This is a genomic window from Burkholderia sp. AU45388, assembly GCF_030481585.1.
GTDB classification, from domain to species: Bacteria; Pseudomonadota; Gammaproteobacteria; order Burkholderiales; family Burkholderiaceae; genus Burkholderia; species Burkholderia sola.
This window is the reverse complement of the sequence record NZ_JAUJPV010000020.1, coordinates 1-16753: the sequence shown is the minus strand read 5'-3', so window position 1 is coordinate 16753 and position 16753 is coordinate 1. Positions and strand designations below refer to the sequence as shown.

At 68.5% G+C, this 16753-nt stretch carries 7 protein-coding genes and 1 pseudogene; 3 read left to right on the top strand and 5 right to left on the bottom strand.

The annotated features are described in order from the left end of the window. Positions 1 to 161 precede the first annotated feature (161 nt). A complete protein-coding gene (locus QZM72_RS26225) occupies positions 162 to 2132 on the bottom strand; it encodes a Xaa-Pro dipeptidyl-peptidase (RefSeq protein WP_301739603.1) in 1971 nt (656 codons plus the stop codon). Positions 2133 to 2684: 552 nt separating this feature from the next. Between QZM72_RS26225 and QZM72_RS26220 the strand changes: the two genes are divergently transcribed. Beyond that, entirely contained in the window at positions 2685 to 3497 is an 813-nt protein-coding gene (locus QZM72_RS26220; protein WP_301739602.1) for a hypothetical protein, read from the top strand. A 26-nt stretch (positions 3498 to 3523) separates the two neighbouring features. Here the strand turns inward: QZM72_RS26220 and QZM72_RS26215 are convergent, their stop codons facing one another. Beyond that, complete coding sequence (locus QZM72_RS26215) at positions 3524 to 4792, bottom strand: lipoprotein-releasing ABC transporter permease subunit (protein ID WP_301739601.1); 1269 nt, start codon at positions 4790 to 4792, stop codon at positions 3524 to 3526. Positions 4793 to 5087: 295 nt separating this feature from the next. Here QZM72_RS26215 and QZM72_RS26210 point away from each other — a divergent pair, with 295 nt between their 5' ends. Continuing rightward, positions 5088 to 11081: an MG2 domain-containing protein gene (locus QZM72_RS26210; protein ID WP_301739600.1), complete on the top strand. Its 5994-nt coding sequence runs from the start codon at positions 5088 to 5090 to the stop codon at positions 11079 to 11081. A 54-nt stretch (positions 11082 to 11135) separates the two neighbouring features. Then, positions 11136 to 13559, top strand: coding sequence for a penicillin-binding protein 1C (pbpC, locus tag QZM72_RS26205; protein ID WP_301739599.1), 2424 nt, complete (start codon positions 11136 to 11138; stop codon positions 13557 to 13559). 22 nt (positions 13560 to 13581) lie between these two features. Here pbpC and QZM72_RS26200 read toward each other — a convergent pair whose 3' ends face one another. From QZM72_RS26200 to QZM72_RS26190, 3 genes and pseudogenes are all read right to left on the bottom strand, one after another. Beyond that, on the bottom strand, positions 13582 to 14988 hold the full coding sequence (locus QZM72_RS26200; RefSeq protein WP_301739598.1) for a methyl-accepting chemotaxis protein: 1407 nt from the start codon (positions 14986 to 14988) through the stop codon (positions 13582 to 13584). Positions 14989 to 15238: 250 nt separating this feature from the next. Next, positions 15239 to 16309 (bottom strand): porin, encoded by a 1071-nt coding sequence (locus QZM72_RS26195; protein WP_089470443.1) that lies wholly within the window; start codon positions 16307 to 16309, stop codon positions 15239 to 15241. 211 nt (positions 16310 to 16520) lie between these two features. Then, positions 16521 to 16753 (bottom strand): annotated as a pseudogene (locus tag QZM72_RS26190) (acetyl-coenzyme A synthetase); the annotation flags it as partial.

Below are 16753 nucleotides of genomic sequence, written 5' to 3'. Positions count from 1 at the left end.
TGTCGGCATCGGGATCAATTCAGCCGAACGGGTGGTGTTCGCCGCTCGGCACGATTTCGCGACGATCGACCTGATACTCCTTCATCTAGCGATCCCCCGCCCGCATCGACGGGCATGCAGGCGGGGGACGCGGCGCCGTTACGCCGGCAGCCGGCGCACGGTTACGCGCCCGCCGGCGGCGAAGCCAGCGGCACCGTCACCGACGTGCCGGCCGGATCGAGCGTCAGCCCGGTGCCCGGCGTCGGCCGCAGCGTCGCCTCGTAATCGCTGGAGAGGACGACGAGCCCCAGCCGGTGGCCGGCTTCCAGCTTGTAGTCGCGCGGCATGAACGTCAGCTTCAGGTCGTACGGCATGCCGGGCAGCACCGGTTGCGACACCCACTCGGAGAGCCGGTTGCGCGGGTCGGTCCACGCGCGCGTGACGATCGTCGCCGTGCCGTCCGGCGCACGGTCGACCAGCAGCGCCGTCACGTTCGCGACGCCCGTGAACGTCAGCCTGACGCGCGCGGTCGCGGTGCCGGATAGGCGTGCCGCGGCCGTCAGCGGGGCGGTCTCGAAGCGGCTGCGGTTTTCGCCGGTCGGCGTGTTCGCCAGCGTGAGCGCGGGAATGCGCGCATCGTCGGTGAAGCGCGCGAGCGGGCCGCCGCTCGGCAGCCGCAGCAGCGTGCCGGTGCTCGCGCCGTCGCCGCCCGCGAAGTACGTGACCGGCGTCGCGTGGCGCGCGGCCCAGTCGGCTTCCTTCAGCAGCGTGCCGTCCGCCTGCGCGATCACCGCGCGCGGATCCTGCTCGACGCCGTTGTCATAGCCGATCAGGTAGCGCGTGAACCACCGGTTCACCTCCGCCGTCCATGCGTCGGCCATCGCCGGCACGCGGGTCGGATCGGTGTGCTTCAGACGATGCAGCCACAGCTGGGTCGGCACGCCCTGGCGTCGCATCGCCAGATACCACGACGTCGACTGGTCGACACGCACGTTGTCGTCGGTGAGCCCTTGCGCGACGAGCGCCGGCGCGACCGCGAACGCGGTCGGAATGTCGCGCGCGGCCCAGAACGGCGAATAGTCCCCGGTCTTGCGGTCTTCCTGCTGCAGCGCTTCGTCGATCAGGTGCGTGCAGCGCTCCGGATGCGCGTTCGTCAGCAGCGCCTTGATGTACACGTCGACATCCTCGCCCTGATAGCCTTCCGGCGCGCGCACGAGGCCGCCCGAGCGGTAGTAGCCGTACATGTTCGACAGCCCGGCGATCGGCACGATCGCGTCGAGCCCGCGGGTGCGCAGGCTCGCGACCATCTTCGGCAGCGTGCCGTCGTACGACACGCCGTACATGCCGACGTGGCCGGTCGACCAGTTCGCGACGACCGTCTTGCCGTTCGCGTCCTTCGCGGTCGCGTCGCGGCCGAGCCAGCGGATCACCGACGCCATCGCGACCGATTCGTCGCGCGTCAGGATCGTCGGGCAGCCGTCCGAGCCGGCGGTGCCGAGCGAATCCGCATAGACGATCGTGAAGCCGCGCGGCACGAAGTAGCTTTCGATCCACGAGCGGCCGGCGGCCGCCGCCTCGACCTGCTGCAGCATCCGCGATTGCGGCGCGGCGGCGAGGATGCGCGTGGAGGCCGATGCCGGGGCGCCGGCGGCCGCGGCCGGATGCGGCGTGCCGTCGAGTTCGACGTCGACGTCGTGGTTGGGGCTGTCGGCGAGCCCCGCGTAATACGGGCTCGCGAGCACGATGACGGGCGTGCGCGCGCCGTTCGCGGTTTCGGACGGCCGCACGATCCGCACGTGGATGCGGTCGCGCGTGCCGTCGCCGTCGGAATCGACCGGCGTGTCGACCCACGCGTTTTCCTCGATCGTGCCGCCCGACAGCGACGGTTGCACCTGGCCGTTGCTGATCACCGGCTTGTAGCGTCCGCCGCTCGCCGGATTCGCGTAAGGCACGCCGGACGGCGAAAAGCGCGACGCGAGCGATTGCGTGCCGGATGTATCGGCCGCAGCGGCGGCTCCCTCCTGTTGGGCCTGCGCGAGCGCCGACGCGCCCGCCACGCTGCCGCCGTCGTCGCCGCCGCACGCGGCGAGCGTCGCGGCCGCCACGAGCGCCGGCAGCCATGCGCGCCGCACTTCGGTTCGATGAATGTTCATTGAATCGACCTCGTCTCTTGTGATTGTCTGGAACCGGCCGGCTCGCGATACGCCCCCTGCTGCCTGGCCGGGTGCTGCGTCGGATGAAGCGGAACTGCACCATCAAAAACGGCGGGCGAGACGGATGAGGATCTCGCCCGGTGCCGGCGCGCGTCAGGCGGCGCGCATCCGGCCGGCGTCGAGGCGAGCGCGTCGCCCCGAACGGGAATCGTCAGTGCGGCGGTTCGCTGCGAAAGCAGGAGTGCGAATCAAATGCGGGCATGCCCGGGCTTCCTTCAGGTTTCGGATGAAACGGAACGGCACGATGCGATGAGGCGGGAATGTTGCGAACGACGGTGCTGCAACGGCAGGAAAGCGCGACGCGAGTCGGCACGCTGGCCGGATTGCTTTCCGGAAGCTTGCGCAAAAGTTATCTCAGTGAAATGTTCGTGTCAAACTTTTTTAGCTTGAATCAAACAAAGTTTCGATATGGGTGCGCATGTGTGCTCAACTTCCCGGCAATCCGTCCGTAAACAGGAAAAAACAGGCTCACAACGAGAGAGAACGAGGGCAATGACGATACCGGTTACGGCGACGGGCGGCCTTACGCTCGCGCAAATGGCGCAGGCGGCGCTCGACGGGCGCCAGACGACGGATACGACGGCGGCCGGCGCGCAACCAGACACGCCAATCAGCGTCCGGGCGATCGATCCGGAGGCGATGCAGGCGGCGATGACGAAACAGTTGTCGATGGTGGGCGATTTGACGATGAAGCTGCGCGGCATGACCGATGCGCTCGCGACGAGCCTTCAGGACATCGTCGCGAAACGTCCGGATCTGGCCGATGCGCAGTTCGACTTCATGACCGACGACGGCGGGATCAAGGTCGTGTCGAAGACGATGACGGAGAGCGACCGCGCATGGATCGAGTCGACGCTGAATTCGAACGCCGGCCTCGTGCTCGCGACGCACGATTTTCACGAGCAGGCCGTCGACCTGGCCGCGCAAGGCGCGGCCGTGCGCGGCGACACGTTCACGGACAGCGATCGCACGGCGGCAAGCCAGAGCGCCGACGCGCGCTTTCACTTCATGAGTCTGCTCAACCGGTCGGTCGCGGACAACCCGCCGCCCGTGCCGCCCGGCGGGCACTTCACCACGCAAGACGGCACGACGCTGACGATCGACGCGTCGGCCGGCACGGCGCGCGGCACGCTGGCGCTGCTGAACACCGCGCGCCAGCTGTCGTCGGGCGCGGCGATTTTCGTCGACGCATCCGGCGACAAGTCCTACGGCATGCGCACGGAGCTCGTCAACGTCGGCTTCGACGTGCTCGCCGGCTACGCGCCGGACGGCGGCAACAGCGTCGGCTTCCACGAGATCGCGTAACGCCGCGCCGATCGAGTCGCTCGCGCCTACTCGTCGCGCAGCGCCTCGGCCGGCCGCACCCGCGCGGCACGCCAGCTCGGGTACAGCGTCGCGACGCACGACATCAGGAACGCGGCCGACGCGATCCCGATCACGTCGATTGCGGACAGCTTCGACGGCAGCGCGCTGAGGAAATACACGGACGGCGTCAGGAAGCGGATGCCGAGCAATTGTTCGATTGCCGGCAGCACCACCGGAATGCTCACCGCGATCGCGCAGCCGAGCGCGACGCCCGCCAGCGTGCCGGCGAGGCCGATCGTCATCCCCTGGATCGCGAAGATCTTCATGATCGAGCGGGGCGGCGCGCCGAGCGTGCGCAGGATCGCGATGTCGCCCTGCTTCTGCGTGACCGTCATTACGAGCGACGACACGAGATTGAACGCGGCGACCGCGACGATCAGCATCAGGATCAGCGACAGCATCCGTTTCTGCAGCCGCTCGGCTTCGAACCACGTGCGGTTCTGCCGCGTCCAGTCGCGGATATACAGGTTGCCCGACAGCGTGCGCGACAGCGCGAGCGCGATCTCCGGCGCGCGCTGCAGATCGTCGATGCGCAGCCGGATGCCGGTCGGCGCGCTCACGTTGGCCAGTTGCTGCGCGTCGCGGATGTGGATGTAGGCGAGCGCGCTGTCGTACTGGTAGTGGCCCGACTCGAACGTGCCGATCACGTTGAACTGGCGGAACCGCGGCAGCGCGTCGCCCGGGCGCGCGGTGTTGCCGGGCGCGAAGAACGTGATGCGGTCGCCGATCTTCACGTGCAGCGCGTCGGCGAGCGCGGCGCCGAGCACGATGCCCATCTCGCCCGGCACGAGCGCGTCGAGGCGCCCGGTCTTCAGCTTGCGCGCGATCTCGGACACGCGCGGCTCGAGCACGGGGTCGATGCCGCGCAGCGCGACGCCCGTCACGTTGCCGGCGTTCGTCAGCAGCGCCTGCGCGTCGACATAGGGTGCGACGGCACGCACAGCAGCATTCTGTAACGATTCGTGCGCGGTCAGCCGCCAGTCGGGCATCGCGCCGGACGGCGAGAAGATTTCCACGTGCGCGAGCACCGACAGCATCCGGTCGCGCACCTCGGTGCGAAAGCCGTTCATCACCGACAGCACGACGATCAGCGCGGCCACGCCGAGCGCGATGCCGGCCATCGCGGCGCCGGCGATGAACGACACGAAGCCGTCGCCCACCGAGCGCCGGCCGCCGCGCGCGTAGCGCAGCCCGATCTGCCATTCGAACGGGAGTTTCAAGCGGTTTCCTTTCATTTCGATTCGATCCTGCCGAGCCGCGCATTCTAGCGAACGCCGCGCGGCCATGCGCAGAGATCGGGCGGCGGGCCTGGAACCCGTGGAAATCCATCCGACCGGCCGGTCGGCGGCTGGCGTTGCGCGGCGGCACGCCGATATTTCCATCGTTTCGGGTCTGATCGATAATGGCGCCCAGCATCCGGTCGAACATACCCAATCATCACGGCGCAACCGGGCCGCGCCGTCACAGACCCATAACGATTCGGGGAAGGTTGCCGCTTGGGCAGCATGTCCTTGACAAGGAAATAACAAAATGGATTTGCTGCGTTTCCTGCTGCTCCTGCCGATTCGCGCGGCGGGCTTCGTGTGGTGGCTGCTCGGCTGCGCGCTGCGGCCGCTGGTCGGCGACGTGTCGTGGACGGCGCCCGCATGGATGGGCGTCACCGCCGCGGCCGTGCGCCGCCGCCCGTGGCATGCCGGCGGCCTCGTGCTGCTCGCGGCCGCGCTCGGTTACGGCGGCTACTGGTTCAAGCATCGCCCGAAGCCGCCCGAGCCCGAAACCGTCGCCTTCACCGTGAAGGCGCCGGCGATCACGACCTACGAGGTCGACGACACCGACAAGCCGAAGATCACCGTGCATCCGCTGGAAGTGGCGTTCTCTCGATCGGCCGCGCCGATCGAACAGGTCGGCAAGCCGGCCGGCGACGGCATCGAGATGACGCCCGCGCTGAAGGGCGCGTGGGAGTGGGCCGACGACAAGACGCTGCGCTTCACGCCGGCGGCCGACTGGCCGGTCGGCGCGCACGTCGAGGTGCGCTTTGCCGTGCATCGCGTGTTCGCGCCGCAGGTGACGATGCGCGACGACCGTTTCGCGTTCGACGTGCCGGCATTCGCCGCGGCGTTCGGCGACAACCAGTTCTACCAGAACCCCGACAATCCGGCGGAGAAGCAGGCGCTGCTGCAGTTGCGCTTCAACTACCCGGTCGATCCGGCCGAGTTCGAGAAGCGCATCGGCCTGGTGCTGGTCGGCCGCGACGGCAAGACCGTGTCGCCGCTGCGCTATACGGTCAACTACGACAAGATGAAGACGAGCGCGTGGGTCTACTCGCAGCCGCTCGAGATTCCGCGCGATCCGCTGACGGTGCGGCTCGACGTCGACAAGGGCGTGAAGAGCGCGCGCGGCGGCAACGGCACGCCGGACGTGCTGCATGCGTCGGTCGGCGTGCCGGGGCTGTACAGCCTGTCGATCGGCAATATCGCGCCGACCCTGGTCGACAACGAGCGCTACGAGCCGGAGCAGGTGCTCGTCGCCGAAGCGTCCGACGGCGTGCGCAGCGCCGAGCTGGCCGCGCGCGCGAAGGCGTGGGTGTTGCCGAAGCGCAAGCCGGGCGTCGATCAGTCGGACGACGATCCGCCATACGAATGGAACCTGGCCGACGTCAGCGACGCGGTGTTGAAGCAGTCGAAGCCGCTGCCGCTCGAAGCGGTGCCCACCGAGAACGACTACGCGACGCTGCAAAGCTTCAAGTATCACGCGACGCCGGGCGATCGTATCGTCGTGCGAATCGAGGGCAACCTGAAATCGGCGGGCGGCTACCTGCTCGCCGAGGCGGCGACGACCGCGTTCACGGTGCCCGACTATCCGAAGCTGCTGCGCTTCATGGCCGACGGCTCGCTGCTGTCGATGAGCGGCAGCAAGCGGCTGTCGGTCGTGTCGCGCAACCTGCCGGGCATGAAGGTCGAGATCGGCCGCGTGCTGCCCGACCAGATCCAGCATCTCGTGAGCTTCAACAACGGCACGTACGCGCGGCCCGAGCTGTCGTATTCGTTCAGCGAGGATCACATCGTCGAGCGCTTCGTGCAGACTCGCGCGTTTCCGGCCGGCGACCCCGGCAAGGCGCATTACGAAGGCGTCGATCTCGGTCAGTACCTGAAAGGCGACAAGCGCGGCGTGTTCCTGCTGCACCTGTCGAAGTATGATCCGGCGGCCGAGAAGAAGGCCGACGACGCGAAAGATGGCGATGCATCGTCCGGCGACGGCAGCCAGGATTCGTCCGACAACGCCGATTCGGGCGATAGCAGCGGCAACGGCGACGACGGCGACAACGCGCTCGGCGACACGCGCCTGATCGTCGTGACCGATCTCGGGATGCTGGTCAAGAAGGCGCTGGACGGCAGCCAGGACGTGTTCATCCAGTCGATCCGCACGGGCAAGCCGGCTGCGGGCGCAACGGTATCGGTGCTCGCGGTGAACGGGCAGGCGCTGTTCACGCAGACCACCGGCGCCGACGGCGTGGTGCATTTCCCCGCGTTCAAGGGGCTCGACCGCGAGAAGCGGCCGCAACTGTACGTCGTGAAGAAGGACACCGATCTGTCGTTCCTGCCGGTGGCCGGCCGCGACCGGCAGCTCGACTTCTCGCGCTTCGACGTGGACGGCGAACGGAACGCGACGGGCCAGGGGCAACTGTCCGCGTACCTGTTCTCGGATCGCGGCCTGTACCGGCCCGGCGATCCGTTCCACATCGGCCTGATCGTGCGCGCGGCCAATTGGGCGCGCAGCCCGGCCGGCGTGCCGCTGCAGGCGGAGATCGTCGACCCGCGCGGGATGACCGTCGAGCGCAAGCCGGTGACGGTCGACGCGACCGGTTTCACCGAGCTCGGCTACACGACCGCCGAAACGGCGCCCACCGGTACGTGGACGGTCAACCTTTACATCGTCAAGGACGGCCAGCCGGGCGCCGAGCCGATCGGCAGCACGACGGTGCAGGTGAAGGAGTTCCTGCCCGACCGGATGAAGGTCGACGCGAAGCTGTCGCAGCAGGTCGTCGAAGGGTGGGTGAAGCCGAAGGGGTTGAAGGGCATCGTCGATGCGCAGAACCTGTTCGGCACGCCGGCCGAGAAGCGCCGCGTCGCGGCCACGCTGACGCTGCGCCCCGTGTGGCCGTCGTTCCGCAGCTGGCAGGGTTATCACTTCTTCGACGCACGCCGCGCGAAGGAGGGCTATACGACCACGTTGCAGGACGGCACGACCGACGACAAGGGCCATGCCGAATTCGATCTCGATCTCGACAAATACGCGGACGCGACCTACCAGCTCTACTTCCAGGCGAAGGCGTATGAAGCGGAAGGCGGCCGCAACGTCGCCGCGAACGCGCAGACGCTCGTGTCGAACAACGACTGGCTCGTCGGCTACAAGTCGGTCGACGATCTCGGCTACGTGAAGCGCGGCAGCCCGCGCACGGTGCGGCTCGTCGCGATCGATCCGGGCGCGAAGGCGATCGACGTGAAGGACCTGCGCGCGCAACTCGTCGAGCAGCGTTACGTGTCGGTGCTGACCAAACAGGATTCCGGCGCGTACAAATACGATTCGCGGCTGAAGGAAGTGCCGGTCGACGAGAAGCCGCTGTCGATTCCGGCAGCCGGGCTCGACTACGCGCTGCGCACCGACAAGCCGGGCAGCTACGCGCTCGTGATCCGCAATGCGGCCGGCGCCGCGGTGAACCGGATCGAGTATTCGGTCACCGGCGACGCGAACGTCACGCGTTCGCTCGACCGCAACGCGGAGCTTCAAGTAAGCCTCTCAAAGCACGACTTCAAGCCGGGCGAGCAGGTGGAAATCGCGATCCGCGCACCTTACGCGGGCAGCGGCCTGATCACGATCGAGCGCGACAAGGTGTATGCGCACGCGTGGTTCCATGCGGATACGACGAGCTCGATCCAGCACATCACGGTGCCGGCCGGCTTCGAAGGTAACGGCTACATCAACGTGCAGTACATTCGTGACCCGTCGTCGGACGAGATCTTCATGAGCCCGCTGAGCTACGGCGTCGTGCCGTTCTCGGTGAACCTCGATGCGCGCCGCAACGCGGTGAGCGTCGATGCGCCGGCGCTCGTGAAGCCGGGCGATACCGTCAACTTCACCGTGCATTCCGCGAAGCCCGCGAAGGTCGTGGTGTTCGCGGTCGACGAGGGCATCCTGCAGGTCGCGCGCTACAAGCTCGGCGATCCGCTGAAGTTCTTCTTCCGCAAGCGGATGCTCGAAGTCGGCACGTCGCAGATCCTCGACCTGATCCTGCCGGACTTCGAGAAGCTGATGGCGATGGCCGCGCCCGGCGGCGACGCCGACGACGCGATCGGCCGCCAGTTGAACCCGTTCAAGCGCAAGCGCGACAAGCCGGTCGTCTACTGGTCGGGGATCGTCGACGTGAACGGCGACACGCGCCTGAGCTATACGGTGCCGGACTACTTCAACGGGAAGCTGCGCGTGATGGCCGTGTCGGTGTCGCCGGATCTTGTCGGCACGTTCGAAGGCGCGACGACGGTGCGCGGCGATTTCGTGCTGTCGCCGAACGTGCCGACGACGCTCGCGCCGGGCGACGAGGCCGACGTCAGCGTCGGCGTCGCGAATAACCTGACGGGTGTCGGCAACCAGCCGGTGCCGGTGGCGGTCACGCTGAAGACGGGCCCGCAGTTGCAGGTGATCGGGCCGGCGACGCAGAACGTCGCGCTCGCGTCGCAGCACGAAGGCGTCGCGCTGTTCCGCGTGAAGGCGACCGATACGCTCGGCTCGGGCGCGCTGTCGTTCGGCGCGCGCTACGGCGCGAAGGGCGCGCAGCAGCGTGTCGACGTGTCGGTGCGGCCGGCTGCCGCGTTCCGCACGCAGCTCGACGTCGCGCGGCTCGACCCGGGCAAGAAGGCGAGCGTGCCGAACCTGCGGTCGATGTACGACGCGTATGCGTCGCGCGATGCGAGTATTTCCACGGCGCCGCTGGTGCTGTCCGAAGGGCTGTCGTCGTATCTCGTCAACTTCGACCACTACTGCAGCGAGCAGATGGTGAGCGCGGCCGTGCCGCGCGTGTTCGCGGCGAAATGGCTGTCGGCGCGCGCGCTGACGAGCGCGATGCATGCGCCCGAGGCCGGCGTCGATGCGGCGAACGCGAGCGCGATCGCGCAGTTCCTCGGCGTGCTGCGCGGCCGGCAGAACGCGCAGGGCGGCTTCGGCCTGTGGAGCGCGACGCCCGATGCCGATCCGTTCGTGTCCGCGTATGCGATGCACGTGCTGCTCGACGCGCGCGAGCGCGGCGTCGCGGTGCCGAAGGACATGCTCGACGCGGGCAACCAGTACTTGCAGCGGCTCGCCGCGAACGATTCGCTCGGCTCGCTCGATCTGCTGCGACAGCGCGCGTACGCGGTGTATCTGCTTACGCGCCAGGGCAACGTGACGACCAACAGCCTCGCGGCCGTGCAGAAGCGGCTGCAGGCGGCCTATCCGAACGACTGGCGCAACGATCTCGCGGCGGCGTGGCTCGCCGCGTCGTATCAGTTGCTCAAGCAGGACAAGGAGGCCGCCACGTTGATCGCCGGGCCGCAGGCGTTGCTCGAACGCAAGCGCGCGTCCGACGGCGATTATTCGACCGGTTACTACATCGACCCGCTGACGCGCGATGCGAGCGTGCTGTACCTGCTCGCGAAGCACTTCCCGGAGCGCGTGCGCAAGCTGTCGCCGCGCGCGATGGACAACCTCGCCGCGCCGCTCGTCGACAACCGTTACAACACGCTGTCGTCGGCGATGACGATTCTCGCGCTCGACGCGTATGCGGCGTCGAACGCGGGCCAGCTCGACCGGCTCGCGATCAACGAGGTGCGCTCGGGGGCCGCGCCGAAGGACGTATCGTCGATCCAGGAGAACCTCGTGCGCTCGGGCACGTGGGCGGCCGGCGCGTCGCGCGTCGACTTCGTGAACGGCAGCGCGCTGCCGGCATGGTGGGTCGCGAGCCAGTCGGGCTACGACCGCGGCACGTCGACGAAGGCGATCAGGAACGGGCTCGAGATCGTGCGCGACTACACGGATACCGACGGCAAGCCGCTCGCCAGGATCGCGCTCGGCCAGGAGATCGACGTGCACCTGAAGATTCGCGCGACCGGTTCGGCGAACGTCGGCAACGTCGCGATCGTCGACCTGCTGCCGGGTGGTTTCGATCCGGTGATCGCGCCGCCGCCCGCGACCGATACACAGGACGGCAACGGCGACGACAGTGCGTCGGCGCCGGTGGCCGATGCGCCGTGGCATTCGCCGATCGGCGTGAAGGGCTCGACGTGGCAGCCGCAGTTCGCCGATATCCGCGAGGACCGCGTGGTGATCTACGGCACCGCGACGACCGACGTGCGCGAGTTCGTGTACCGGATCAAGGCGAGCAACGCGGGCCGCTTCGTTGCGCCGCCTGCCTACGGCGAATCGATGTACGACCGCCGCGTGCAGGCGCAGGCGCCGGGCGGCACGGCGCTGACGGTGGAGCGCGTGCGATGACGGGGCGGTCGTACCGCTGCTGCGGGTCACGGCCGTCGTCAGGCGCCAGCGGGCGTGGCTGACGCATCCGTGCTCCAGCACGCGCTGCACGGCGCCGGCCGCTGGCTGCATCGGTGGCAGAACTGGCTCGTCGGCGCGCTGCTCGTGTTCGGCGTGCTGGCCGCATGCCGGCTGTGGCCGCATCCGCCGCTGCGCGACTGGAAACCGTCGTCGGTCGCGGTGACGGACGCGCAGGGCCGGCTGCTGCGCCTGACGCTCGCGAAGGACGATCGCTACCGGCTGTGGGTGCCGCTCGACCGGATGTCGCCGCAACTCGTCGAAGCGGTGATGCTGCACGAGGACCGCTGGTTCCGGTGGCATCCGGGTTTCAATCCGTACGGGCTCTTGCGCGGTGCGTGGATCACCTACGTGCGCGGCGGCAATCCGCAAGGCGGCTCGACGCTGACGATGCAGCTCGCGCGCTCGCTGTGGAAGCTGAACACGCGCACGCCGGCCGGCAAGCTCGAACAGGTCGCCCGCGCGGTGCAGCTCGAACTGTTCTATTCGAAGCGGCAAATTCTCGAAGCGTATCTGAACGACGCGCCGTACGGCCGCAACGTCGAAGGCGCGGGCACCGCGAGCGTCGTCTATTTCGACCGGATGCCGGACGCGCTGACGCTGCCCGAGGCGCTCGCGCTCGCGGTGATTCCGCAAGATCCGGCGCGGCGCGTGCGCGGCGGGCAGGACGCGATCAATCGTGCGCTGGCCGTGTCGCGCAACCGGCTGTATGCGCGCTGGCTGACGAAGCACCCGGGCGATGCGTCGCTCGAGCCGTTGTTTGCGTTGCCGCTCGCGATGCGTCCGCTGTCCGCGCTGCCGTTCGATGCGCCGCATGCGGTCGACCAGGCGCTCGCCGCGCGCAGCGCGTGGCGCACGACGTCGGGCGGCGCGGCGGACGATGGCAACCGCGACAGCGATGGCGGCGCGCGACTCGCGACGACGCTCGATCTCGACCTGCAACGTACGCTCGAACGGCAGATTTCACGCTACGTCGCACGCAACGATACGCGCGGCGTGCGCAACGCGGCGGCCATTCTCGTCGATACGCGCGACATGGGCGTGAAGGCGCTGGTCGGCTCCGCGAACTTCTTCGACCGCACGATCGACGGGCAGGTGAACGGCACGCTCGCGCGGCGCTCGCCGGGCTCGACGCTCAAGCCGTTCATCTATGCGCTCGGCTTCGACCAGGGCGTGCTGCATCCGCAGACCGTGCTGCGCGACGTGCCGACGTCGTTCGGCCCGTATGCGCCGGAGAACTTCGACGGTCATTTCCTCGGCCCGATCACGGCGACCGACGCGCTGAACCGCAGCCGCAACGTGCCGGCCGTGTGGGTCGCGTCGCAGCTCAAGTCGCCCGACCTGTACCGGTTCCTGCAGGACGCCGGGGTGCGCCGGCTCGCGAGCGCGCGGCACTACGGGCTCGCGCTCGTGCTCGGCGGCGGCGAAGTGACGATGCAGGATCTCGCGGCGCTGTATGCGATGCTCGCGAACCGCGGCGAGTTCCGCCCGCTGCGGCTGCGCGCGGACGAACCGGCGCTGCCCGGCCGGCGCCTGCTGAGCGCCGAAGCGAGCTACATGACGATGGACATGCTGCGCCAGCACCTGCGCCCCGACGAGACGAGCGGCGCGCAGCCGTCGAGCGTGCCCGTGTACTGGAAAACCGGCACGTCGTGGTCGTTTCGCGATGCGTGGACGGCCGGCGTGTTCGGCCCGTACGTGCTGGTCGTGTGGGTCGGCAATTTCGACAATTCGACCAATACCGCGTTCGTCGGTGTCGACGCGGCCGCGCCGCTGTTCTTCCAGGTCGTCGATGCGATGAATGCGGAGCGCACGCTCGTCGAGCCGCCGCGCGCGGTGCCGCCGAAACTGAAGCGCGTGCGCGTCTGCCTCGCGAGCGGCGATTTGCCGAACGAATGGTGTCCGCAGCAGGGCTGGACGTGGTTCATCCCCGGCACGTCGCCGATTCGCGTGAGCACCGTGCACCGGCCCGTCGTGATCGACGACGCGACGGGGAAGGCCGCGTGCCCGCCGTACGACGGCAAGCGCACGCATACGGAGGTCTTCGAGTTCTGGCCGTCGGATTTGCAGCAGGTGTTCGCGCAGGCCGGCATTCCGCGCCGGCGGCCGCCGCAGAATGCCGATTGTCGCGATGCCGGACAGGTCGAAGGCGACCCGCCGCGCATCACGTCGCCGCTGCGCGGCAGTACGTACGCGATGCGCGTGAAAAGCACCGACGACACGCGCATCGCGTTCAACGCGAGCGCCGATGCGAGCGCGCATGCGCTGTACTGGTTCGTCAACGATGCGTATGTTGGCCGCAGCGCGCCGGGCGACACGCTGTTCTGGCAGCCGCGCACGGCCGGCAGCTATACGGTGCGGGTGGTCGACGATCACGGCCGCAGCGATCAGCGGCCGTTGGGCGTGGGGCTGGAGCAGTAGCGCGCGGCCCGCCCGCGCCGGTTCAGACGGTGTAGCCGATCCGCAGGACACCCCATGGCCGTCCGCCGACGACGATCGGCGCGGACACGTCCTTCATCAGCACGAACTGGCCGTTGCCCATGTCGCGGCGATAGGTCTGCAGCAGGAACGGCTTGTCATGCGCCACGGACATGCGCGCCGTGCGGTCCGTGTAGATCCGGCGGTTCCGGCAATTGGCCGCATTCCACGCGGCGTCCGCGCGCTGAGGCAGGGAAAACTTTCGGTTGTGAGTCGGCAGGTAGCACTGCCGGTCGAAGCTCGCGCAATAGACGACGCGTGCGTCGACGTCGAGCACCGGCTCCTGGATGGCCGGCAGCACGCGATCGGTGAACGCCGTGAAGCGCGTCATGAACTGTTGCGGGTCGGTGCCCGGAATCGGTTCGTAGTGCGTGTCGAACAGCGCGTCGAGCGTGATGTCGCCGCGGCCGATCGCCACCTCGAAGCATTTGCCGATCGCGGCGGCCGTGCTTCGCGCGGTGTCGATCAGGCGCGTGTCCGGCGATTCGATGCCGGTCGCGGCGGTGAGCTCGATCAGCGTCTCGGAGACGGAGAGCAGATTGCCGAGGCGGTCCTTGGCCTGCGAGAAGTTGTCGGCCGAGTTCTCGACGCCGGACGCCATCTCGCCGACCTGCTCGTCGAGACGATGGCACTGCGCCTCGATCTCGTCCGTCAACGACGCGATCTGTTCGGCTTCGCCCGCAAGTTCGGTGATCGCGTGCCCGGTCGCGTGCACGACCTCGCCGATCGTGCGCGTGCCCTCGCGCACGCGATGCGCGCGGGCGGCGTTGTCGGTGCCTTCCGCGAGCAGGTGTTCGGTCTGCTCGGCGAGCCGCGCGAGCGTCGTCTCGATCTGGGCCGTCGCCTGGCCGGTTTTCGCGGACAGGTTCTTGACCTCGGCCGCGACGACCGCGAAGCTGCGGCCCGACTCGCCGGCGCGCGCGGCCTCGATCGCGGCGTTCAGTGCGAGCAGGTGGGTCTGGCGCGCGATGACGGAAATCTCCTCGGACACCGCCCGCACGTGGTCGAGCGCATCGCGCAGCGCGCTCATCTGGTCGCCGATCGTGGTGACGCCCTCGACGAGCCCGTGAATGTCGGCGAGCGACGCTTCGATCGTCTGCTGCGACTGCTGGACCGCATTCGACGCATTGGCGCTGACGTTGCGCACCTGCTGCGCGGCCTCGGCGATCCGGTGGTTGCCGCGCAGCGTGAGGGCGGCCGATTCGCGCAGCGTGTGGCAGACCTCCGCCTGCCGGGCGACGCGGGCCGCGACTTCCTCGACGTGGCCCGACACGTCGCAGATCTCGATGCCGAGCCTGCCGGCCTGCTCTGCGATGTCGCCGACGAGCGCGCGCGACGAACGGCGGCCGCGGCCGATTCCGAAGAAGTTCACGTTGGTGGGTCTCCTTGAGGGCACGCGCGCCGGGTTTCCGGCGGATGTTGCGCATGCGTTCCTGACTTGACGGCCGCGCGGCCGCGGACTTGAGGTCGGGTAAACATCGAGATCGGCGCGCCGGATGGCCGGGCCGGCGCCGGGTGGGGCGCGTGTGCGTGACGTTCGCATGACGTCTGCGCGACGTTTATGCGTCGTTTCCGTGTCCGGACGGGCGGCGCGTGGCACTCGCCCGTCCTCGGCGGCTGTATCAGAACACGTGATGGATGCCGGCGTTGACGCCGACCGTCGTGCCCGGCAACCCGTACAACGCGCCGCCCGTGATGCCGAGGCCCGTATTCATCGCGCCGTGGTTGTTGACCACGCCGACCTGCGCATACAGGCCCGTTCGTTTCGACAGGCTGTAGTCGGCGCCGATCGCGGCGAGCAGCGAATGATTGTGCGAATCGTTGCGGTCGGTGGTGTACCACGCGCCGGTGTTCAGGTCGAGGGCCGGCGTGACGCGGTAATCGAGGCCGGCGCTATACACGTCGTTGCTGAACGAGCCGGCGACCTTGTAGCTCGTGAACGACGCCTTGCCGGTCACCGGCCCGAACGTGTAGGCGGCGCCGATCGTGCGGCCGACGAACGCGACCGTGCTCGCAACCGGCGTCGGCGACGTGCCGCCGTTGCCGTCGTAGAGCGCCGCGTTGAGCATGAAGCCGCCGTTCGTATAGGTGAGGCTGCCGGAATACTGGCGTCCCGCCTGGAAGTCGCCGGCCTTCCCGCCGAAGCCGAACATCGCGCTGGCCGTCAGCCCGGCGATCGTCGGGCTCGTGTACGAAATCGCGTTCGGGTTGAAGAGGCCCGTCACGAGCACGTTGTCGACATACGGCACCAGCGCCGCGCCGAAGTGCGAGACGTTGCGCGGATCCGATCCGAGGATCGCGAGCACGAACGGCGAGAACTGCAGGCCGACCTTCGTTTCGCCGAAGCCGCCGTCGATCCCGACCCATGCCTGGCGGCCGAAGAAGTTGCCGTTCGAATGGCCGAACGCGCCGTCCGTGATGTTGAAGCCGCTTTCCAGCTTGAATCTCGCGTGCAGCCCGCCGCCGAGATCCTCGGTGCCCGTGATGCCGAAGTTGGTCGGCGTCATGCCGGTGTCGGTCAGCGCGAACTGGCGGCCGGCGTTGCCGCCGGTCGCCGAATCGAGCGACCGGCTCGTATAGAGCAATGCGGCATCGAGATCGCCGTACAGCGTGACGCTGCTCTGCGCGAAGCTGCTCGTGCTGGCGGCCGCGCCAAGCAGCGCCGCGCACATCGTTCGTGTCATTCCCTTCATCGTCTGTCTCCGTTTTGTGAGTGTTGTAATGCGTACGACTAATTAAAAATGCAATGGCGGAAGCGATGCGAGCCGCCTGCATGCCGTGCCGTCGGGGAACGCACGGCGATGCTTGTCGCCGGCGCCGAAGCGACCGCGAGCCCGGTGTGAGAGGCGGGCGGTCGTGCTTCGGCGCCGCGGTGAAGCGATAGGCCCGCCGTGGCGGGCGATGTCACATCGAGCGGTTCAATTGCTCGAGGATGGCCGGATTCTCGAGCGTGGACGTATCCTGCGTGATCGCCTCGCCCTTCGCGAGCGAGCGCAGCAGGCGCCGCATGATCTTGCCCGAGCGCGTCTTCGGCAGGTTGTCGCCGAAGCGGATGTCCTTCGGCTTCGCGATCGGCCCGATCTGCTTGCCGACCCAGTCGCGCAGCGTCTTCGCGAGCGCCGCCGCTTCGTCGCCTT